General features: G+C 33.8%; 16 protein-coding genes and 1 pseudogene. 11 read left to right on the top strand and 6 right to left on the bottom strand.

Annotated elements, in window-relative coordinates; genetic code table 11:
- Window positions 1–2 precede the first annotated feature (2 nt).
- Window positions 3–671, bottom strand: coding sequence for an ankyrin repeat domain-containing protein (locus ABWU24_RS02890; RefSeq protein WP_353274402.1), 669 nt, complete (start codon window positions 669–671; stop codon window positions 3–5).
- A 151-nt stretch (window positions 672–822) separates the two neighbouring features.
- On the opposite strand from ABWU24_RS02890, the gene gltX reads away from it, so the two are divergent.
- Complete coding sequence (gltX, locus tag ABWU24_RS02885; RefSeq protein ID WP_135353007.1) at window positions 823–2,184, top strand: glutamate--tRNA ligase; 1,362 nt, start codon at window positions 823–825, stop codon at window positions 2,182–2,184.
- 837 nt (window positions 2,185–3,021) lie between these two features.
- On the opposite strand, the gene ABWU24_RS02880 is transcribed toward gltX, so the two are convergent.
- Window positions 3,022–3,258, bottom strand: coding sequence for an Hsp20/alpha crystallin family protein (locus ABWU24_RS02880; protein WP_326490145.1), 237 nt, complete (start codon window positions 3,256–3,258; stop codon window positions 3,022–3,024).
- A 590-nt stretch (window positions 3,259–3,848) separates the two neighbouring features.
- Here ABWU24_RS02880 and ABWU24_RS02875 point away from each other — a divergent pair.
- Entirely contained in the window at window positions 3,849–4,556 is a 708-nt protein-coding gene (locus ABWU24_RS02875; RefSeq protein WP_341815487.1) for a pyridoxine 5'-phosphate synthase, read from the top strand.
- 1 nt (window position 4,557) lies between these two features.
- Here the strand turns inward: ABWU24_RS02875 and ABWU24_RS02870 are convergent, their stop codons facing one another.
- The 3 genes from ABWU24_RS02870 to rplM form a co-directional block, all read right to left on the bottom strand.
- Window positions 4,558–4,860: an HU family DNA-binding protein gene (locus ABWU24_RS02870; RefSeq protein ID WP_015587910.1), complete on the bottom strand. Its 303-nt coding sequence runs from the start codon at window positions 4,858–4,860 to the stop codon at window positions 4,558–4,560.
- Window positions 4,861–5,005: 145 nt separating this feature from the next.
- The gene (gene rpsI, locus ABWU24_RS02865; protein ID WP_172793449.1) at window positions 5,006–5,407 is read right to left on the bottom strand and encodes a 30S ribosomal protein S9; all 402 of its coding nucleotides are present in this window, start codon (window positions 5,405–5,407) and stop codon (window positions 5,006–5,008) included.
- Between the two features lie 47 nt (window positions 5,408–5,454).
- Entirely contained in the window at window positions 5,455–5,913 is a 459-nt protein-coding gene (rplM, locus tag ABWU24_RS02860) for a 50S ribosomal protein L13 (protein ID WP_341815485.1), read from the bottom strand.
- 119 nt (window positions 5,914–6,032) lie between these two features.
- Between rplM and ABWU24_RS02855 the strand changes: the two genes are divergently transcribed.
- From ABWU24_RS02855 to ABWU24_RS02840, 4 genes are all read left to right on the top strand, one after another.
- Window positions 6,033–7,268 (top strand): TolC family protein, encoded by a 1,236-nt coding sequence (locus ABWU24_RS02855; protein WP_353274401.1) that lies wholly within the window; start codon window positions 6,033–6,035, stop codon window positions 7,266–7,268.
- A 10-nt stretch (window positions 7,269–7,278) separates the two neighbouring features.
- Window positions 7,279–7,800, top strand: coding sequence for a PopZ family protein (locus ABWU24_RS02850; RefSeq protein ID WP_341815484.1), 522 nt, complete (start codon window positions 7,279–7,281; stop codon window positions 7,798–7,800).
- Between the two features lie 75 nt (window positions 7,801–7,875).
- Window positions 7,876–8,454 carry an RlmE family RNA methyltransferase gene (locus tag ABWU24_RS02845; RefSeq protein WP_041581316.1) on the top strand — a complete coding sequence of 193 codons (579 nt, stop codon included), beginning with the start codon at window positions 7,876–7,878 and terminating at the stop codon, window positions 8,452–8,454.
- A 194-nt stretch (window positions 8,455–8,648) separates the two neighbouring features.
- A complete protein-coding gene (locus ABWU24_RS02840; protein WP_353274399.1) occupies window positions 8,649–9,959 on the top strand; it encodes a magnesium transporter in 1,311 nt (436 codons plus the stop codon).
- Between the two features lie 637 nt (window positions 9,960–10,596).
- Here the strand turns inward: ABWU24_RS02840 and ABWU24_RS02835 are convergent.
- Window positions 10,597–12,174, bottom strand: coding sequence for a lysine--tRNA ligase (locus tag ABWU24_RS02835; protein WP_341815482.1), 1,578 nt, complete (start codon window positions 12,172–12,174; stop codon window positions 10,597–10,599).
- 64 nt (window positions 12,175–12,238) lie between these two features.
- Between ABWU24_RS02835 and ABWU24_RS02830 the strand changes: the two genes are divergently transcribed.
- The 5 genes and pseudogenes from ABWU24_RS02830 (at window position 12,239) to ABWU24_RS02810 (ending at window position 22,810) form a co-directional block, all read left to right on the top strand.
- Window positions 12,239–12,535, top strand: a complete 297-nt coding sequence (locus ABWU24_RS02830) for a type IV secretion system protein VirB3 (protein ID WP_006015054.1) — start codon at window positions 12,239–12,241, stop codon at window positions 12,533–12,535.
- A gap of 9 nt (window positions 12,536–12,544) precedes the next feature.
- Window positions 12,545–14,950 carry a VirB4 family type IV secretion/conjugal transfer ATPase gene (locus tag ABWU24_RS02825; protein ID WP_341815481.1) on the top strand — a complete coding sequence of 802 codons (2,406 nt, stop codon included), beginning with the start codon at window positions 12,545–12,547 and terminating at the stop codon, window positions 14,948–14,950.
- Entirely contained in the window at window positions 14,943–17,471 is a 2,529-nt protein-coding gene (locus ABWU24_RS02820; protein WP_341815480.1) for a type IV secretion system protein, read from the top strand. Before ABWU24_RS02825 ends, ABWU24_RS02820 begins: the two co-directional genes overlap by 8 nt.
- Before the next feature lie 17 nt (window positions 17,472–17,488).
- Window positions 17,489–19,909: a type IV secretion system protein gene (locus tag ABWU24_RS02815; protein ID WP_341815479.1), complete on the top strand. Its 2,421-nt coding sequence runs from the start codon at window positions 17,489–17,491 to the stop codon at window positions 19,907–19,909.
- Window positions 19,906–22,810: pseudogene (locus ABWU24_RS02810) on the top strand (type IV secretion system protein). The gene ABWU24_RS02815 and the pseudogene ABWU24_RS02810 overlap by 4 nt, the downstream one beginning before the upstream one ends.
- Window positions 22,811–22,853 lie beyond the last annotated feature (43 nt).

Below are 22,853 nucleotides of genomic sequence, written 5' to 3'. Positions count from 1 at the left end.
CTTCATGCTGGAGCTAAACCACCATCTACAAGTTGCATAACATCAGGATCTGTCAATGTAGTACTTTCGTTATTCAAGCTATATATCTCGTTACATGCCTTAAATAACAGATATGAAGATCCTCCAGAAGCTATTGTTGCTATTGAAGCCAATGCAAGAGATTGAGAAGCCGAAAATAGAAGATACAAAGATATACACATAGCGATAGCACACACTATAGCCCCTACTATGTATAAGCATAGATGAAACTTTTTACTACATATAAAGCTGCATTTTATGTCTGCAATTTGCTTAACTTCCTTCCGCTCTGCAGGGTCCAAGAAATAAAGGGGTGATACTACCTTCTTCCCGTCATCCTTAATATAGCTTTTATCGAGGAGTGCTTCCTTAATATATTTCTTATTGTTCTCAAATTCCTTTTTTAAGCTTTTTACTTTCTCCCAATCTTTTGCTTTCTTGACTCTGCTCTCAGTATCTTCTTCTAAATACTCTATAATCTCTTTTAACGCAGGTAACAGAATTCCTTTACTTGCTGCTATATGAAATGGGTTTCCATTTTCATCAATTCTATGCTTAGCTACACAAGCAACTCTTTTCTTGCAAGCTTCAATAAATTTATTTTCATCCTCTTTTGTTATAACTCCTCTTGCAATTTCAAATAAATTATCCATATACACACCTCACTGCATTCACTAATATTAAATTATACAATGCAGTTTATTAAAAATAAATGTAAATTAATCTTTCAAATTTACTATAGTTCCACGTTGTTGCAAGTACAAATTTTAGTTATCATCGGTTACGTTATCACAATAGACAAATATGCCAGGTATAGTTACTAGATTCGCTCCATCACCAACAGGATTCTTGCATATTGGTGGAGCTCGTACTGCATTATTTAATTGGCTCTATGCGAAACGTCATAGCGGCAAATTTTTGCTGAGGATTGAAGACACAGATAGAAAACGTTCAACACAGGAAGCAATTGATGCAATAATAGATGGGTTAAAATGGCTTGGAATAAACTATGATGGGGAAATAATATATCAATCAAAAAAAATAGAGCAGCACATTGAGGTTGCAAATCTTTTAGTTGAAAAGGGTAGGGCATATCATTGTTACTGCCCCGAGAATGAAGTTGCGGAGAAGAAAATAAGAGCAAGAGAAGAAGGAAAAATATATAAGCATAAGTGTACTCATTCGACATCAAGTGCAAACCCTGTTGTCCGTTTCAAAGTGCCAGACTCAGAAGATATTGTTGTTGAAGATAAGATATGTGGCCAAGTTAAGATAAATAGTGACCAACTTGATGACATAGTAATTCTACGTTCTGACAACACTCCAACGTACATTTTTGCCGTGGTGGTTGACGATCATTCAGTTGGAATAACTGATATTATACGTGGCTCTGATCACCTCACTAATACCTTCAAGCAATTGCTAATATATCAGGCTCTTGATTTTGATGTTCCACGCTTCGCGCACGTACCTCTTATCCATGGAGAAGACGGGAATAAGCTATCTAAAAGGCATGATGCTACAAACGTTTGTGATTATGGAAGGATGGGAATATTGCCTCAGGCAATGCGTAATTACCTACTTAGGCTTGGCTGGAGTCACGGCAATGACGAGATTATTAGCGATGAGCAAGCAATAGAGTGGTTTAATTTAGAAAGCATCGGTCGTTCACCTGCACGACTTGATTTTAAAAAACTGGAACATTTAAATAATCATTATATTAGTAACATGAGCAATCTGGATATTTTAAATACATTTGCTCCGATGTTAAAACTGAGTGATATAAAAAAGAACTATTTATTACAAGGACTAACAGAGCTAAAGAAAAGAGCAAACTATCTAACCGAACTGCTGGATTTAGCAAAGTTTTATATTCAAGATCTGCCGCTTGATTTTAGTGAAGAAGCTCAGCAAATTGTCAAATCTAACCTCGATGTAATTAAGTTACTTGCATCATTTCTTTCGAGTGTAGGTAGTGAAGATTGGAATAAGAATTTTTTATCCTCTCAGATTAAGGAATTTTCAAAATTACATAATATAAAAATGAGCGATATATACCACTCATTACGCGCCCCAATAACTGGAATAATGGATGCGCCTGGAATCATTGATATCATGGTAATTCTTGGTAAAGATGAGTGTATAAAAAGATTGCAAGCAATTTAAATAAAAAATTGCTTGATAGACTCTGGTAGCTTCATTATAGTGGAAAATGAAGGTTTTTTAGGATCCAAAATCTATCTTCACCTGCAGGTTTTTTCACCAAATAATCAAATTTCAGCAAAAAATATATAAGTTTATTTTTGCTAGCTCTTTATTCATATAGGAGGGTTTATGTCTAGAATTCCTGATACTTGACTTTTATTTTTAAGTTAAAAACCAACTGGCGCCTATGGTTTTAACTATTAAAGTTATTTTACCTTTTTTATTGGTATTTTTTCATATTTTTTACACCGTTATACTTTGGTATCATACAGTTTCATGGTAATGGGAGCAGGCAGAGTAGTTCCGTCTCTCAGCTATGGCATTAAAAAATGACTATGTATAAGATCTAATGGTGTGTCTAATCTATAGATAATTTTTGAAATAAACTGTATTGCTAAGTTAATATTTTACATATCTATTCAGCAAAGTGGCAAAAAAGACAACTAAATGAGTGTCATGAAAGTAGCTTACACGTAGCTGTAGGAATATTCATTTTTTAAGGTAAATTACACAGCAAATATTGTCATTCAAGTAGCTGACACTGTAATTCCAGCTTCTATAATGTCATGCCAGTGCTCGACACTGGCATCCAGCAAAATTTATCACAAACAAGACAACATTTTCAATTAAAAAACCAGTGTCTGGGTGCTAAGATGACACCTTCATAAGGGAGCCAGTATCAGCTACTTTCATGACACTCATTTAGTTGTCTTTTCTCGTTTACCTTATTTTGCCACTCTACTGAACAGATATTAAAATAGCAAGCCTCAAGGTCAGAAGCCTGCTATTACTTACTGGTTACTTTACATCAATTTTTTTGATGTGTTTCTCTGACTTAGGTATGGTTACATGCAATACCCCATCTAAAAAGTTGGCAGATACCTTATCTTGCTCTACATTTGTTGGAAGTTGAATAGATCTATAGAAAGAACCATAGTACCTTTCTTTATGGTAAAACTGCTTATCTTTTGATTCATTATCACATGTTTTTTCACCCTTCACTATTAAGCTATCGCCAGATATACTAATATCTATGCTTTCTTTAGGAATACCTGGTAACTCTAATGATAGGCAATAGCTTTCCTTTGTTTCATAAAAATCACAAACTGGTAGTAGACTACTGCCTCTTTTGTAAAGCTCTGGGTTCTATCCTGTAAAGAAGCTATCAAATATGTCATCAACGGCTCTTTGTAACCCTCTTACACTAAAATTATCACGATTATTGTTTTTATTTAATGAACTATATTACTCATGTTGTACCTCCTTTTACTAATACATGCACTACATAATCATTTCACTTATTAATTTCAATCCTAAATCTAAAATTTTTTAGATGCGAAAAATTGTCCCCGTTTACTATAACTTGATTATGAGAAAAAATCTTGTTTGGATTACCACGAGTAGTTCTATAAACTAGATTAACTGTAAAAAAGGGCAAGTGTATGCAAATTTATTACTTCTCTTTCCACTTCCACAATCAAACAATTTTGAATGTTTCTTATTTGACTTGCCAACAATGAGAATTGGTATAACTGCTAGCTCTGTCTTTCAGCTATGGCATTAAACAATGACATGCATAAGATCTAATAATATGTATAATTTATAAATAATTTTTGAGGTAAATTGTGAAATTGGGCGTTAATATTGATCACGTTGCAACCCTTCGCAACGCACGTGGAGCTTCTTATCCAGATCCATTAGAAGCAGCAAGAATAGCTATTGATGCTGGAGCAGATTTTATCACTGTACACTTACGAGAAGACAGAAGGCATATCAGAGATGAGGATGTATTCAATCTAAAACAAAACATTAGCACTGAGTTGAATCTTGAAATTGCAGCTACGGAAGAAATGCTCAAAATAGCAAAAGAAGTAAAACCCTATTCGATTTGTATAGTACCAGAAAAAAGAGAAGAATTAACAACCGAAGGTGGCCTTGATATCGTGAATATGCACAGTAAACTTTCTGGTATAATAGAGGAAATGCATAGCTTTGACATAAAAATCTCACTGTTTATTGATCCAAATATTAATCAACTAAAATATCTTGAGAAGCTAGAAAGAAAGCCTGACATAATAGAAATTCACACAGGGGATTACTGTGATAATCCATCAGAAGAAAAATTAAAACTTATTACTAACTCTGCAGAATACATTAATAAGCTAGGAATAGAATGCCACGCAGGACATGGCATAAATTATAAACATGCTAAAAGAATAAAAGAGACACCTCACATCTCAGCTCTTAATATAGGCCATTCTTTAATCAGCGAGGCTATATTTCATGGCTTACGTAGTGTAACTAAAAAGATGAAAATGACAATATCTAAGTAGCTTATACTTTCTCTTTGGTATTTAAAATACTTGAAAGAGCTTGACTTGCTTTAAACTTTACCCTTTTCTTTTTAGGAACGGTCATCATCACACCACTGTGAGGATTACGGCATTGTCTTTCCTTACTTATAGGACTAGAGAATGTCCCTATTCCATGCAAACGTATTTCACCTTTACGGGTTAGATCGTTCTTGATTATTTCCATAAAAATATCATGAAGCTTACCTAAACTAGCTTTTGTTATATCTATACCTTGACTAGAGCACTCTTTACTCAGTTGGTTTACTATATCTTCTTTACTCATAAATTACCTTAATATTGAAAAATTACATAAACAGCATATTATGCTAGTGCCAATAGTCAACTAAATTCGTCATAAAAAGAGAAAATGTCATAAACCCTTGTAAGAACTTGTATAATATTTACAAAAAAATACCATTATGAAACAATTATCTCTTAGAAAACTGACATTTTTTCCGAGCTTTATGTTGACCATATTTCTTACGCTCAACAACACGTGAATCTCTAGTTAGGAATCCACCTTTACGTAATATAGAGTGTAGATCTTGACTTATACTACTTAAAGCTCTGCTTATTCCATGAGCTAAGGCACCTGCTTGGCCAGATAGTCCTCCACCTTTTACAGTTGCAAACACATCATACCTATCTAACATAGAAGTTACTATGAATGGCGCTTTAATCATTTGACACACTGATTCTCTTTTAAAATAAGAAATTAAATCATCTTTTTTATTAACACTAAATTTTCCACTTCCTGGCTTCATCCATACTCTTGCTACAGATTCTTTCCTTCGACCTGTGGCATATGAACGACCAAGTGAGTCAATCATTGCCTTTTTTGGCTGATCATTATTATTTATTTTCACTTTTTACTCCATTATTTCTTATTTTTACGATTTAAAGAGGCAAAATCTATTTTTTCAGGTTGCTGTCCTTGATGCTTATGTTCTGAACCAGAATAAACATACAAATTTTCAAACCGTCTACGTGCCATAGGACCATCATCAAGCATTCTTTTTACTGCCATTTTCATCACACGCTCAGGGAATTTGCCATTTAAAATATTATCTGGAGTAGTTTTCTTTAAACCACCAGAATAACCTGTATGCCTGTAGTAGATTTTATCTTTAAGTTTCTTTCCGGTAAAATGTACCTTTTCTGCATTAACAATGATTACATTATCACCACAGTCCATATGAGGTGTATATTCAGGTTTATGTTTTCCACGCAATAGCATTGCTACAAATGCTGCAAGCCTTCCTACTACTAATCCTTCTGCATCTATAACAAGCCATTTTTTATCAATTTGTTTCTCTTTTAAGAAAAAAGTTTTCATATATCAATACATAACAGTAGGTTATGATATACTAAGTTGCTTGATAGTGTCAACAACATTAGTTATTGATTATTAAAGTAATTTATGCTAATAACTTAAACAACATGCTAGAAAGCAAAATGTTTCGATTGATTATTATATTTGTAATTGCTTTTTGTACCATAGGTTGCTATGCAATTGATTTGGAGGAAGCTATAAGCAAAGCTATCAAAAACAGCTCAAAAATAAAGTCTCAATTTTACCAATATAAGAGTGCTGAAAAACAACTAAAATCTTCCGGATTGGCTGGGTTTTTACCTGACATTAATTTACAATATAATTTCGATAGTAATTTTAATATTATTAACAATCTACAAAACTCTGGAAAACATCTAACATTAAGTCAAAGAATAATAGATGGTAGTGGCACTTTTGCTACATTCAGCCGATCAAATTATCTTCTTAAAGCAGCAAAAATTAGATTTCAGCAATCTAAGCAAGAAGTTGCACTCAGCGCTGTGAAAGCATATGTTAATGTTTTACAAAGGGCAGAAATATTAAAACTGGGGGAACATAAAGAACGTGTTTCTTTAGAACACTTGTCAGCTATGAAAAAACGCTTTTCTCTTGGAGAAGTTACTAATGCTGAAGTTTTATTCGCAAAAGCAAAATTTTCATCTTCTATATCCAAAAGAGTTGATGCTGAAGGTGAGTTGAAGCTGGCTAATATTGCTTACTATCATTTAATTGGTGAAGATGCCGATAATCTTTATGAGACTAATGGTAAACTACCTTCTATGCCAGAATTAAATGAATGTTTACAGTTAGCAAAAACCAATAACTTATCCCTAAAAGCAGCAATTTATAAAAAAAGGGCTGCTGGAATGGAAGTGATTGCTGAAAGTTCCAAATGGCTTCCTTCTTTGAATCTAAGCGCAAGTAAAAATTTTGGAAAGGACAATATAAAATTAGACACGTTACTAGAGAATGTGAGTGTTGTCTTTACTCTTGATATTCCGATCTTTAAAAGAGGAGTTAATATTTTTGGTCTCAGTAGAGCTAAAATGGATGCGAAACAGTCCACTTATGATTATTACGAAGCGGTAAAAACTATAGAGCAAGCAGTTATAAATGCTTGGAATAACGTGCTGACAGCAAAAGCTATTATTAAAGCAAGTCAAGAAGCAGAAAAAGCAGCAGCTTTAGCATTGGAAGGAGTTGAGCAAGAAGTAAACTTAAATTTAAAGAGCACAACTGATCTTTTGGATACTGAAGATGAATTATTTAAAGCACGTTCCGATCTAATTCAGGCAAAAAGCAATTATGTAATTAGTGTTTACAACTTGCTTTTTATGATAAATAGTATAAACCTTTAAATTTAATGGTATGAGCGATAATCAATCTGTAAAAGATATACTAGAAGATATAAAAAAAGCTATATCGGGTAAAAATCCAAGTGGCGATAGAGCAGAAATAATAGATGAAGATGATGACGTATTATGCCTTGAAGAGGAGTACCCAGAAGACATCGAAGAAAAAGAAAATAGTGAAGAAGAGAATAATTGCCAAAGTGAGAAAATGAATAACCTATTTAATAGCCATAGTTACAACTCAGAAGAGAAAAATTTGTATGATAATATCCAAATGAGTAATAACAAAGTGAGCTATCAAGAACAAAGTAACGAGCATTTAGTTTTAAAAGAAAATATGGAGGAAATTAAAACATTGCTTGAAAAGATGCAAAGCGAACTACGGCATAAACAACAAAAAAGAGCAGATCTTACTGTTGAAGAATTAGTTGTATCTCTTTTAAAACCTCAGCTTTCAGAGTGGCTGAATAAGTATCTACATGCATTGGTAAAAGAAGTAGTTGAAAAAGAGCTCAAAGATATAATCAATAATAAGTAGGTTATTAGTATAAAGACCAGAGTAAAAACAGCTAGAGGTAGAAAATTATCTTCAACAAGATGGCTACATCGCCATTTGAATGATCAGTATGTGGAAAAAACCAATAAGGACGGTTATAGATCGCGCTCAGCATATAAGTTAATAGAAATAGACGATAAATTTAAACTACTCCAACAAGGGCAAAAAATTATTGATCTTGGCGCTTTTCCTGGTGGATGGTCACAAGTTGCATCTAAGAAAGGAGCGAGTGTGATTGCTGTTGACATAAAACCAATAAACGCAATTAATGGAGTAGAGTGTATACAGTGTGATATTATCAGCGAACTTGAAATTTTAAGAGAAAAATTCAAGGATCACAAATTTGATGTAATTTTATCTGATATGGCACCAGAATCTTGCGGTTTAAAATCGTTAGATCATATCAGAATTATGCTCTTATGCGAAGCAGCGCTCAATTTTGTAAAGCATTTCTTGAATCATGGTGGCAAATTTGTAGTAAAAATTTTTCAAGGAGAGTCTGATAAAGATTTCTGCAATGAGCTAAAAAAAATGTTCAAAACAGTAAGATACTTCAAACCAAAGTCAAGTAGATCTGAATCTACAGAAATGTATTTAGTAAGTTTAGGCTTTATTGGTGGCAACGTTTCTGTATAGCAGATACTTACAGAAACGTTGACGAATCTTGCTTCCTTATTTAAATGAAACTGAAGATTAATAACTCTGTAAACGCTTGAGCAAAAGCCCCTTTTTCTTGTTTGAGTGTTTGTGATAGTGAATTAAATTCTTGACTTTATTACTAAAATATATGATAATTAAAATATATTCTTCTTATTATAGAAGAAGTTAATATGTCAAGGTACGAAGATTTAACAGAAGAGCAAAAGAAATTATATAATACGTTAAGGGATGAGATAAAAAATAAAAAGAATATTACTTCTTTTCTTAAAGAATGTACAAAAAAAGGCGTATTAAAAAAAATTCTTACTACTGCAAATATAACTGAAAAGTTAAAAAATGGTACGGAGTATAATATAACACCGCTTGCCTATGCTATTAATTTCGATAATTTTAAGGAAACAATCAAAGTTATTTTAGAAGCAAGTGAAGATAAAAAAGAAGTTCTTAATACTGCAAATATAACTGAAAAGTTAAAAGATGGTACGGAGTATAATCTAACACCGCTTGGCTATGCTATGAATTTCACTAATTGTGAGAAAAAAATCAAAGTTATTTTAGAAGCAAGTGAAGATAATAATATGTTAGAAGAAGTTCTTGCTACTGCAAATATAACTAAAAAGTTAAAAGATGGTACGGAGTATAATCTAACACCGCTTGGCTATGCTATTAGTTTCGATAATTTTAAGGAAACAATCAAAGTTATTTTAGAAGCAAGTGAAGATAAAAAAGAAGTTCTTAATACTGCAAATATAACTGAAAAGTTAAAAGATGGTACGGAGTATAATCTAACACCGCTTGGCTATGCTATGAATTTCATTGATTTTGAGGAAATAATCAAAGTTCTTTTAGAAGCAAGTGAAGATAAAAAAGAAGTTCTTACTACTGCAAATATAACTAAAAAGTTAAAAGATGGTACGGAGTATAATCTAACACCGCTTGGCTATGCTATGAATTTCATTAATTGTGAGAAAAAAATCAAAGTTATTTTAGAAGCAAGTGAAGATAATAATATGTTAGAAGAAGTTTTTGCTCGTGTAGAAGGAAATGATCGTAAAAAACTTCAGGAGATTTTAAAAGCATTAAAAAGTCAAGAGCAAGATGAAGGGCAAGAAACTAAAATTGATAATTGGCTAGCAATACTTGCAGATAGCATATCTAGTTGTAAAAGTAATGAAAAGCCTTTAGTGCCTGAAAGTAGAGTACCTAAAACTGAAGAAAATATAGTAAAAACTACTAATAAATCAATAATGATTGGTAGTGTTTGTGGTGTTATAGCTGCATTAACAGTTGGTGGTGGATGTTTTGCTGCTGGTATTGCATTACCGATATTGGCTTTAATTGGTATAGCTGTTGCTGCTGCTGTATTCACTGGACTTGTTGCTGGTGGTATTACGTATGAAGTGTATAAGCCTTGTGATGAGTTAAAGGAGGCTATTGCTGCAAAAACAACGTCAAGTCCTAGTGAAGTAGATAAATGGTAGTTGATGTACAATCAGAAGTTTCTTCAGAGTTAGGCACAACAGTGTAGTTAAGTAGAAGGAAGAAGTCCCTTCTTCCTTTTCAAGTAGCTGACACTGGTTTCTTACCAAGAAAAACTTAGCATAACTTTTGTGCTCAAAAAAACTTCTGGATTCCAGCATTAAGTGCTGGAATGACATGGTGAAATATTATTAAAGTAGCCTCTGTTCCAGTGTCCATTTGGTGTCATTCAAGTCAGCTCTCTTCTTGTCATCCCAGTACTGGGATCCAGAAAACTGACCAGGTTGGTCACGTGCTGGCTCTCTAAAATTACTTTAGCTATGAATATTAAGAAATTTACTAAATAAAAAAAAGACAAAAAAATTCCCGTGTAACGAGTTTTGACCCTATAATAATGTAAATTGGCGTTGTAATAATATGCTAACGCTTATTTAAAGCGCGATTTGGCTGAATGTAGAAAAAATAAAAAAGACATGCAGCCGCTATAATTTTATGTAATTTGCCAATAAATATCTGAATTTTGTCGTTGAGACCGCGCGTATCAAAAACAAGGATAAATACTCTTATTGATATGATAAGAAAAGTGGGAAAGTTTGTCAAGTAATAAAACTAGAGAGCTCAAATGGAAGAAGGTAAACTCTAAAGTGTACGTTCAGTAGCACTTTCTATAAGAGCGATTGTATTATCTATCCCATAAAGCTTGATAAAAGATCCCATTCTAGGACCGGTTTTTTGTCCAAGTAATGTTTCATACAAAAACTGAAACCAATCGCGTAAGTTGCTGTAATTATATTTTTTTCCGATGGAGAAAACCTGAGATTGAATCTCTTCAGCAGTGGCTGTAATAGGCAGGGAATGTAGGTTGTTCTTTAAATCTAGTAACGCTTCTTTCTCTTTTTCGTTTGAAGCTTTATACGCTTTTGTTGGCTTGATAAAGTCGTGATAATACCTAACTGCAAAATCCGAAAGTCTATCTAGCATTTTGTTGCTTTCTGGTGTAACGTTTGGTGCATAAGTTGATATAAAACCCCAAAGAATCTCTTTATTTTCAGCATTACAAGCTGCTGCCAGGTTTAAAAGTAACGAAAAATTTATGCCTGAAGTTTCTACGTTTGGAACTTTACCCTGGTGGATGTGCCATAAAGGACTGTTTACATCCTTTTCTTTACTTTCATTATAACGCTTAACAAACTCCAAATATTCATCAGTTGATTTTGGTATCACATCAAAATATAAACGTTTAGCTTTTTTAGGACTCTGAAAGATGTATAACGCTAAACTCTCTGTGGGTGCATAAGTTAGCCACTCCTCAATTGAAATACCATTTCCTTTTGATTTTGATATTTTCTTTCCTTCTTTATCAAGAAATAACTCATAGCAAAACAAAAGCGGTGGCTTTTCTCCAAGTATTTTACATATTTGACTTGAAAGCACAGCAGATGGAGTCAAATCCTTTCCATGAGCTTCGTAATTAACTCCGAATGCAGCCCACCTCATCCCCCAATCAGGTTTCCATTGCAGTTTACATTTTCCTTTTGTCACTGGAACTTCTATTTTTTCCCCGTTTGGGTCTTCATACGTGATTGTTCCTTTATCTGTATTTGTTTCAATTACTGGAACTTGTAAAACTTGGGAAGTTTTTGGGCATATCGGCAAGAATGGACTGTAAGTTTGCTGCCTTTCTTCCCGAAATGATGGAAGCATTACGTCCATCACTTTATCATAATTTTTCAGCAGGAGTAAAAGTTTTTCATCGTAAACGCCAGATTTATAACACTCTGTAGCGCTTCTAAATTCGTATTCAAATTCAAACAAATCAAGAAATTTACACAACAACGAATTCATGTGATGACCATAACTTTCATGAGTGCCAAATGGGTCAGGTATCATGGTTAATGGCTTGTTCAGATTCTCTCTTAGCATTTCCTGATTTGGTACATTATCTGGTATTTTTCGCAAACCATCCATATCGTCGGAAACTGCAATGATTTTGGTTTTTATACTAGGAGCTATTTTTTTTAGAGCGTTTGCAATAACTGTGGTACGAAAAACTTCCCCAAAAGTACCAATATGTGGTAAACCTGAGGGACCATAACCAGTCTCAAATATTATCTCTTTTTTATTAGGGAATTCTTGTAGTATTTTTTCTGCTTCTTGAAATGGCCAGCTTATAATCATTGAATTTAAATTAATTATCTTACCTAAAGTGCTATTCATTTCAATAGATTTTTAATTAATAATGTAGTATTAGTGTTAGAGCTCTTATTAGAAGGTTAAAGATATGTCTACTGGCAGCATACAAACGAATCAATTATTTAAAGGTCTTACAAGACCTGCAATGCTCTTTGGTGTGAGTTATATGTTTGCAATATTAAACGTTCTAATTTGCATGCTAATTTTCATTAATACAAATGATCTTAGAGTAATTCTCCTGATGTTACCAGGTATACATGGACTTGGCTATATAGCTTCTGCAAAGGAACCGTTGTTTATTGAGTTATTTATGGTAAAGTTGGGAAAATGCTCCAAATGTTTAAATCGGTTTTATCATGGAGCCAATTCTTATGACATTACTTGATGTTATGCAATGTTGAGATTTAGAGCTATTCAATCAAAGAATAAATCTATTCTAAGTAGAGAGGTTCACGCTGCTGAATTTATACCTTATTCTTGCTATTGGAATAGTACAACCTTGATAACAAAGCAGAATTGGTTAGTTAAATTTATAAAATTAAATGGCTTTGCGTTTGAAACGGCCGATGATGAAGACTTGGTGATACAAAATAATATCAGAAATCAGATGCTAAGAAGCATTTCATCTCCAGCATTTAGTTTGTACTTTCATACCATCAGGCGTAAGAAGAATATCTTTTCTGATGAATTTGCAAACCAGAGTTTACCAAATTTTTTTGCTAACCATGTAAATCTAAAATGGAGAGAAAAACACGCAACTAGGCAATCTTTTATTAATGATTTATACATTACGATTATTCGTAGGGCAGATACAAAGGGAGTAGAATTTTTATCACATCTACTGAAAAAATTTGGGCATGTAACTTCAAAACATGCTTGGGAAAGTGATATGCGTGATACCTATGAAGATTTAGAGGAAACGACAAATCGTATAGTAACAAGCCTTAGGAATTATTCGCCTAAAGTCCTTGGAGTAAAAGAAACTCCAAACGGACTGTTTTGTGAAATAATGGAGTTTCTATCTAGAATTGTAAATTGTGGCTTTGTTACAAATACGCTTTTTCCACTAAAAACTGAAATATCAAGATACTTACCAGTTCATAGGGTATTTTTTGGCCATAAGATGATACAGGTTGTGACTCATAATGAAAGTAAATATGCTGGAATAGTTAGTATCAAAGAATATGGAAATAATACTTCTGCAGGAATGCTTGATTCTTTTTTACAACTTCCTTATGAATTTATTATCACGCAGTCTTTTCAATTTACAAATAGGCAAATGGCAATTGCGAAAATGCAGATACAGCAAAATCGTATGATACAATCTGCAGATAAAGCTATTTCTCAAATAGCAGAAATTTCTCATGCGCTTGATGATGCAATGAGTGGTAAAATTGCGTTTGGTGCACACCATTTAACTATCTTATGTATAGAAAAAAGCCCTAAATCATTGGACAATGCTTTATCATTGGTTGAATCGGAGCTTTCTAATTGTGGTGTTTATCCTGTTCGTGAGAGGGTTAATCTAGAACCAGCATTTTGGGCGCAAATTCCTGGTAATTTTGATTATATAGTAAGAAAAGGTACAATAAGTAGTCTTAATTTGGCCGGTTTTGCATCTCAACATAATTATCCTACTGGTAAAAAATTCAATAACCACTGGGGAGATGCTGTTACAGTTTTTGATACAACATCTGGCACTCCATTTTTCTTCAACTTTCATATAAGGGATGTTGGACATACTATGATAATTGGGCCAACAGGTGCTGGCAAAACTGTTTTAATGAATTTTTTATGTGCTCAAGCAATGAAATTTTCTCCAAGAATATTCTTTTTTGATAAAGATCGCGGTGCAGAAATTTTTTTAAGAGCACTTGGTGGTATCTATACTATAATAGAACCAAGAACTAAGACAAATTTTAATCCTCTGCAACTTGACGATACTCCTGATAATAAAACATTTTTGATGGAATGGATAAAATCTTTAATTTTAGTATACAACGATAAATTCACTTCAGAAGATATTGCTAGAATTAATGATGCAATTGAGGGAAATTTTAAATTAAAAAAAGAAGACAGATTTTTGAGAAATCTTGTACCATTTTTAGGACTTGCGGGCCCTGATACTCTAGCTGGAGCAATATCTATGTGGCATGATGATGGCTCTCATGCTGCAATATTTGACAATAAAGAAGATTTGCTAGATTTTTCAAAAGCAAGAGTGTTTGGCTTTGAAATGGCTAGCTTGCTAAAAGATCCTGTTGCTCTTGGGCCGGTCTTGATTTATTTGTTTCATAGGATTAGTATATCGCTTGATGGCACTCCATCTATTATTGTTCTTGATGAAGCATGGGCGTTAATAGATAATCCAGTTTTTGCACCTAAGATAAAAGACTGGTTGAAAGTGCTGAGAAAGTTAAATGCTTTTGTGGTTTTTGCTACTCAGAGTGTTGAAGATGCAAGTAAAAGTGCTATTAGTGATACGCTTGTACAGCAGACAGCAACACAAATTTTTTTGCCAAATCTGAAAGCTACTAGTGTCTATCGAGATGTTTTTATGTTAACTGAACGTGAGTACATACTGATCAAACACACAGATCCAAGTACTAGATTCTTTTTAGTAAAGCAGGGAGTTAATGCTGTAGTAGCTAGAATAGATCTGAAAGATTTGGATGATGTGGTCAACGTGTTATCTGGACGCGCAGAAAGTGTCCTATTGTTACATGATATATTGAAAGAAGTCGGAGATGATCCAAAGATGTGGTTGCCTGTGTTTTATCAAAAGGTGAAAAATGTTTAAAACTAAACTGTCATTACTGTTAGTTGCGATATTTTTATTAAATATAGATTTTTTACTCTCATATCCAGTGTTTGCAGATACAGTAAGTGGTACTGACAAAACGGAATTTGTTAGCAGGTTTAATTCTACTGGTAGTTTTAGCCGTGCCTCTGATCCTGACTGTAAGGCGTTTGAAACAGCTGCAGCAGTTGCTGGGATAGTAATTGCTATTGGTGCAATATTTACTGGTATTGTTTTGATTGTCTCTTCTGCTGGTTTATTTACTGCTCTTGTTATCGTTGGAATGATAGCCGCAATTGTTGGAGTCTGGAAGGCAGTGGGGGGACTTATTGTTTGTCAGCATAGTTTTGTTAGGCATCCAGTTGCATACGATAATGATGGGAGATATAAAAATTTTAAACTAAAAGACACAGGTTATAGTGGTGACACAGATAAAAATTATCGAACAGAAGATGAGTATTTTTCCGCATTACAGAAAAGATCAGGAAGAGATGGAAAACAAACAGAAAAGGAGATTTTAAATTCTACTAACTGGGATGTTGTTAATGTTGATAGGGAACACTACTACTGGCCAAAAAATGGGGTGCAATATAGTGAATACATAGAAGTGTGTCATCGCAATCCTTTAACATTTGGCAACCTTTTCAAGACGAATGACTTTAATTTCAGGGGGAAAGATGGATACATAGACTTTGATATCAGAGAGAAAGACACTGGATATGAAAGTGGTTCATGGTCTCCGAAGGTTGATGGCGATCTAGAATGTAAAGTGCTTAAAGCTGGGCAGAGCGAAGACATACATGGATCAACGTTCAGGGCAGTGAGAAAAATGGGTAGGTTATGTGTGGAATTGGCTGAAGTTAGGGCAGCTGGAACTGCTTGGCCGCAAGGAATTGATATAGGATGCACGGAATTACCACCTGATCCAATTGCTCCTATGTGTGAAAAATCTGTGATGATATTCAAAAATAAAGATGGCACAGGGAAAGAAGAAGTTTCTATTGGTAGTGATAATGACTATAAAACTAATATAAGAAATAAGGAAAAAGAAGGAAAAATTTTTGTAGGTTACGACAATAAAGGCTGTTTTAGCTCATATGTCTCTGAAGCTTGCTACAATCAGGCAGGGAGTAAATCATTAGCTCCTCTTCCCATCACTTCTATGATAGTGCAATGCATTAAGGAATCGTTAGATAATTTAGTTGCAGGTATTGATTCAAGTGGCAGTCCACTTAACGATCAAAATGGACATAACAAGGGCAGTTTCTTATCTGTAGCACAGAAAAAGCTAAAAAACACCGTAACTGCTGTCTTAGTTTTGGCTTTAATACTGTTCTCTATAAAAGCCATGTCTGGTGGTGTTCGCAGTCCTCAAGAAATGTACATGTTGATTATTAAGTTTGCTTTAGTGATTTACTTCACAACAGGCAGTACTATGTCCCATTATTATGGAGAATTAACAAAACTTTCAAATGGTTTGTCGGAGATAGTATTGCAAGCATCATCTGAGAGCAAAGGTATATGTAATTACGAAGCAGGCAAAGATTATGAATACATGCGTAAAGTAGATGGAAAAAGAATATCTTACAGCTATCTTGCTCCTTGGGATAGGCTTGATTGTAGAATTTTATTCTATTTAGGTGCCCCTTTAGATGGAATTGGTGGTAAAATTGGTGCAGGGGGTGCTGTAACATTAATGGTTTTGCTTGGTGCTGCTCCTGTCTTATTAGTTGCAGGTTCGGTAATCGGTATTATTTTTGCTGGTGGACAGATCTTAGTAGCTCTTGTCTGTATATTTATGGCCATTTTGATGATGATGGTTATTTTGTGGATGTGCTATGTATTTATCTTATCTTTAGTTGCGCTTAGTGTAATTATCATCTTATCGCCTTTATTCATTCCTATGGTTTTGTTTCAACATACTAAGGGATATTTTGATGGTTGGCTAAAAGAGTTAATTACCTACAGTTTATACCCAGTTATCCTTTTTGCATTTCTATCTTTTATGTTCATAGCATGTGATAAAATCTTTTATAGAGGTCTAAATTTTGAGAAAGAGCAAGTTGAAATGCTAGGCAAGAAAACATATTGGTTTAAATTGAAAGGAGGAGAATGTACTAACAATCCAAATACTTTAGCGTGCATGCTACAAGAATATAAATGGGAGAAAAGTATGCTGCTTGGTCTGGTTGATTTTGCGTATGTTGAATTTAGTAACTCTGTACTTGGAGAGTTAATGAAGTTATGTTTGGTGCTATTTTTATTTTACCATTTTTTAAACGTTCTTCCCGGTATGGCTGCTGAACTTGCTGGTAACCACAGAGCAGCACTTGGTTCAGGTAGCACTCCTGCACAAATGGTGAATAAAGCTTTATCTGCTGCCAAAGCTGCTGCTGGAGGTGCTGGTCAAGTTGCTGCTGCGGCTGTAAATAAGGCAAGAGGGGCTATTGGAGGAGGTGGAGATGATAATAAGGGATCGGGATCTTCCTCTAGTGAATCTATAAAACCAGGTGGAGAGTGAGCGCAGGTGAGTAACAGATGTTTGAACATTTGAGCAACCAAAACTTGGTTAAGCTATGCATAAGTTTTGTGATACTCTTTTTATTATCTGGGTGCGGGTGTATTAAGCCAGAAGATTCATCAGGCTTGCGTGAGAAATTGGATATAGTGTCAACAGAGCAGAAATGGGTTGATTCTGGAGTCTATATTTCGGATAAAATAAAAGTAACAGAGATTAATATAGTACCTAATAAGGTTAATTTTTGTTCGCAATATAAAGATTTTGCAATTGAACCTGGAGTAAGAAACGTTACATTACCGTTTGCGCTTAAAGCTGGCGATGCGATAAGCTTTAGTGTTGTTAGAAGTAAAATGTGTAAAAACGATAATGGCACGGTCACCTATAAAAAAATTGACGAGAGTTGCGGTGAAGTAGAGAAGGAGTATTTTGCACATGTTTTAAATCAAAATGAATGTCAGGCAATATGGCAAAATGGAGAATACAAGTACACAATATGTCCTAACAAACTCATGATAGGCAATGCAGAATGGCTTCCCGGGCAAGAGTACTGGAGTTCAGATTTTTCAAAACCAGACCAAGAAGAAAAAAGAAAGGAGATTGAAAATATTAACTCTATAAAGCAGGGAGAAAATATAGACTGCAGCAAGCTTTCAAGCGATCAGAAAAGTAAGATGGATACGCGCATTTTAAATTTACTCTGTAGAAAGATATGTAAGTTTTCTTCCGGTAGCCGTGACAGTAATTGTGTGCATGTTGAATACAATGATATAGAAGATGAAATATTTAGATCCATTACTAACGCTTCAACTAACTCTAGTGGCAAATCTGTTAATACTGAGATTATTGATAATGTTTTAAAGAATGCAGAAGTAAAAACTGATGTTCCATTCTTAAATGTTTCTATGGATGGTGAAAATCTTGAACACATTCCTAGTGGTGGTTTATGTACTAATTGTGATCACAAGATAAGTAATGACCATCAAACATCAAAGTTAATTTTCAAGTTGGGTGATAGCAGAGATAAAGGTGGTTTCAACATAAGAGTAACAAAAATCCCTAATTTAGAAAAAAGCTTATATATACATGTTTCTGACAAATTTCCCGAGCACAACCCTGATGAAACTCAGGGAGATATACCTGTAGACATTAGCAAAGTTTATAATACTCAATATATGGAAGGCTTAAAAGAAAAGCTAAAGGACAAGAGTGGCACTATATATTACGGAATAAGAGATCATGGGTGTGATTATAAGAAAAATGAAGGTCAATTTAGCATTAACCTTACAACTAAAGAGCCACCTGTAAGAACTTTTAGTGCGATATATAATTTTTTTGATGAAAAAGTAAAAACTGCATTTTTCGGTTCTAGCTACAAAGACACTAACGCGATTCACTCTGATACTAGCCCTGTGAAGTCTCTTTATCAAAGTTTTGTAGCATCAAATAGAACAAATACCATCAGATCTACAATAGTGTCGTTATTAGTATTATATATAGTTTTATACACCCTTTATTACTTTTTTGGATTATCTCATGCTTCTATATATGAATTTTTAATTATATGTGTAAAGATAGGAGTTATTACCCAATTGCTGAACGATAACAGTTGGAGTTTTTTTTATAACAATGCATTTTCTATTTTTGTTAATGCTCCAAAACAGTTAATAGAAATAGCAAATTTCGGAGGTACAACATCAAATGTTTTTGAATTTCTTGATTTACCGCTCAATAGGTTTTTATCAGCACACTCAGTGTTACTAATAATATCTCTTATATTCTCTGGTCCTTTGGGTATCGTATCGTTTTGCTTGGTGATTTGGGGTTTGATAACAGTGAGCTTATCGATGTTTAACGCCTTATTTTCTTTTATCACATCTATAGCAATAGTTGCATTATTGCTTTCCTTGGCGCCTCTTTTTATTATTTGCCTTCTATTTGGATATACTAGACAGATGTTTCACAATTGGGTCAAAAATTTAGCAAGATTTGCAATTCATCCGGTAGTGCTTTTAATTTTTATATCATTAATAAGCCAGGTTATGGATTATATTGTGTATTCGGTCTTTAATTTTGAGGTCTGCCCTACATGTATACTTAATCTTAACTTAAAGATTTTTAATCCTTGTATTCTTTATGGTTATGCTTCCAAACATGCACCTAACATCACAGCTATGATGGCTTTTGTGATTTTGGGACATGCCATGAAAGCTTTAGTTGAGGCATCTTCAACAATATCTGATTCGCTGTTTGGTGTTTATGTAGCAAGCGAACCAGGAAGGCAATATCAGCAAAGCTTAATGGGAACAGTAGGTTTAGATGAACAAAGTATCCAAAGAAGAGCAGGTCAGCAATCTGGTACACCAAGTCGAAGACCTCAAATACCACAATCAGCTCAAAGATCAGCACCTAAAATACCGACAAACACAGGAAATCAATGATGAGCAGAAAATCATTATTATTGATACTATGTCTTGTAATTACTGGCTGCACAATGGATTGTGTTGAACCTGGGTTGCAGAGCAGAAATACTAGTGTCAGTATAGATGTTCCAGTTCGTGAAGGTGGCGAAGGAGTTAAAATTCATTGGGTTGATTCTGGTCAAGTAATTAGCAAGGATGAGAAAATCAAAATTACTCTTGGTGGGTCAGTAAATTTTTGTCCTCTTAAAGAAGGGAAAAATCCAAAGAGAGTACTTGTGCCCGCTGTATTTTGTACTAATGATTTAATACCAAATTACAGTAATAAGTTAATTGATAATGCTAGTCTTGATGAACGAGAAATATGTGGGGATATAGGCTTTGGAAATAATGAATTCTATAGCAATAGACGTTATGTAGATACTGGAATTAAAGCAAATCCTGGTGATAAGTTAAGCTTTAGCTTAATTCCCAGAGAGATAACGATTGATTATGACAATCCACAAGGAAAAGGAATCAGTTTTGATGGCAATTGTTATAGCTCTGAAAGAGGGGATGAAAAAGATAAAGTTACAATAAAAGACATGTTTGGTGGAGGAACATTCTTTTGTGGAGAAAGTGGTAAGAGGACTAAAGTAGAATTTCCTAAGATTAATAAAGAGAACATAGAAGAAAGAAGAGTGCTAGTTGGTAATGGCTACACTCCATATGATAATAAGGTACATTTTAATAAGGATTATATTCAAAATTCATGGATAAATGGTGCATTGTTAGATTTACGACGAACTAAAATAGGACTGGATAAATTATGTAATGGGAAAAAATGTGATTTTAATGAGATAAGCAAGTACAGCTCTTATGAGCTTAATTGTTACTATCAGAATATATGTTACAACGCAAAAGGTATAGGGGAGAATTGCGTCTCTTCTATAAGGTATGAGAAGTATGATAAAAGAAATACATGTGACATGTATTCTCACCTTAAACGTATTGAGGATGAACTAAAAGAGATTGAAGAAAATAAGAGGGATTCTAAGCAGATTGACATTAATTTAATATCAAATTCTAAATTAAACTTCAAAGAGGACAGAGAAGATATTTCTTGGGCCGAAGCTCTTGTTGCAAAAATTGGCGATCTTGATGATCAGAATACTGCTAAAGGTATTCAATGTTTTCCAGAGAAAAAGGGTGCAAAAGGAGATAATGTGTGTTCGCAAATTGGTGATAATTTTGAACATTTTTCTTTGAAATTAAATCATGATTATAAAATAGATGAAAAAGATATACTACATGGTAGTAGTGTGATGCTTGCTATAGCAAGTAATGGCAACTACCAACTTCATAGAGGTGGATATCATGTTGCAGTGACTAGATCATGTAACTTCGATAGTGGTGAAAAACTGTATATGTACTTGGGTGATAATCCGCCAGGAGATCCATCTATTCCGGAAACTAATGATTTCAGAAAAGTAGAGAAGTTGGATAAAATAACAGAGGATAATGTAGTCTATTATGCAATAGATGGAAGTCATTTAAAGGATAAAGAGTCTAAAAAGATATACTTTGGTATTAATGTAGAAAACGTAAAGAAAGATGATATTACGGACAAAGAAGCCAAATATTATGAAGATAACAAATACACAGTAAATTTATTTTTAAAAAGAAAAATAAACGATTTTATTTCATCAACTGTAAACAAGATTTTTGATTTCATAACAGATGGGGGTGAAGACGGAATTAAAATTCCATATGAAGGATATAGAAAGGGGCTTCTACAAGGAATAAGAGCTTTGCTTATTCTATACGTTATATTTACTGTTGTTGGCTATATGCTTGGAACAATACAATTAAGTAAATTCGATTTTATTATAAGAATATTCAAAATAGCATTTATAGCTTTTGCTTTTAGTGATAGAAGTTGGGAATTCTTTGGTACAACTTTGTCTGGGCTTTTTGTTGATGGTAGCATTTATTTAGTTGATAGTTTTTCTGGCTATATAGGGGAAGGAGGTAAAAAATTTGCATTCTTAGATTTAACAGCGGGAGTATTATTTACAGGAGAAACATGGCTGAAATTTTTATCTTTAATGCTATCAGGACCTTTTGGCTTTATTGCATTTTTGGCAATACTTTATGCTACTTTTGTGTTTTTAAGATGCATTATTAGTGCTACGTTTAAGTATGTAATATCTACTGTTTTAGTGGCATTTTTATTGTCATTGGCACCTTTATTTATCGTATTTATTCTATTTCAACAAACTAAAACATTATTTGATAATTGGATAAAAACGCTGGCTCATGTTTCATTGCAACCAGTCATTTTATTTTCATCCTTGTCTCTTTTAAATCAGTTAATGTATTCAGTTCTATACAACCTCACAAATTTTTCTGCATGCTATCAATGCTTAATTAGTGTAAATTTTTTATCGTATGATCTGTGTCTTATGAAATCAATATTACCTCTTGGGTATAGTCCTGGTACTAGTGTTGATGTTGCGCTCAGTACTGGAGAAAGGGCTGGTGGGCACTTTGCAGCATTACCTATAGATCTAATCCAGGCATTTATATATCTCATCATTGCTAGTGCAATGGAAGCTTTTGTTTCCATATCAGAAACTATGGCGCAGGCGTTGTTCAGCTCTGGTTATGGAGTTGCTCAAAGTGTTAGTCATATTGCTAGGAGCGCATCACAAGCTATGCTGTCAACTGTTGGCCTTGATGATAGAACCCAAAATATGATACATAACATCAAGCAGGGAATGAGTAAAGATCGTGGAAAAATTGAAGCTAAATTGCCTGATACACCAAAGCAAGCAGATGAAAAAGGGAGTTCTGGCAAAGAAATGAGCAAATCTGAAACACTAAGCCAGCAAGATAAGCAAAAGGATTCTGATAAAAAAAGGACAAGTTAAGGAAGATTGATGAGATATATGGAGTAACTAATTAAAAAGATATTTGAAGTAAG

It is taken from the genome of Wolbachia endosymbiont (group B) of Hofmannophila pseudospretella (assembly GCF_964028515.1).
Taxonomy (GTDB): domain Bacteria; phylum Pseudomonadota; class Alphaproteobacteria; order Rickettsiales; family Anaplasmataceae; genus Wolbachia.
The sequence above is the reverse complement of the archived record's forward strand: the minus strand, read 5'-3'. Positions and strand labels throughout refer to the sequence as shown.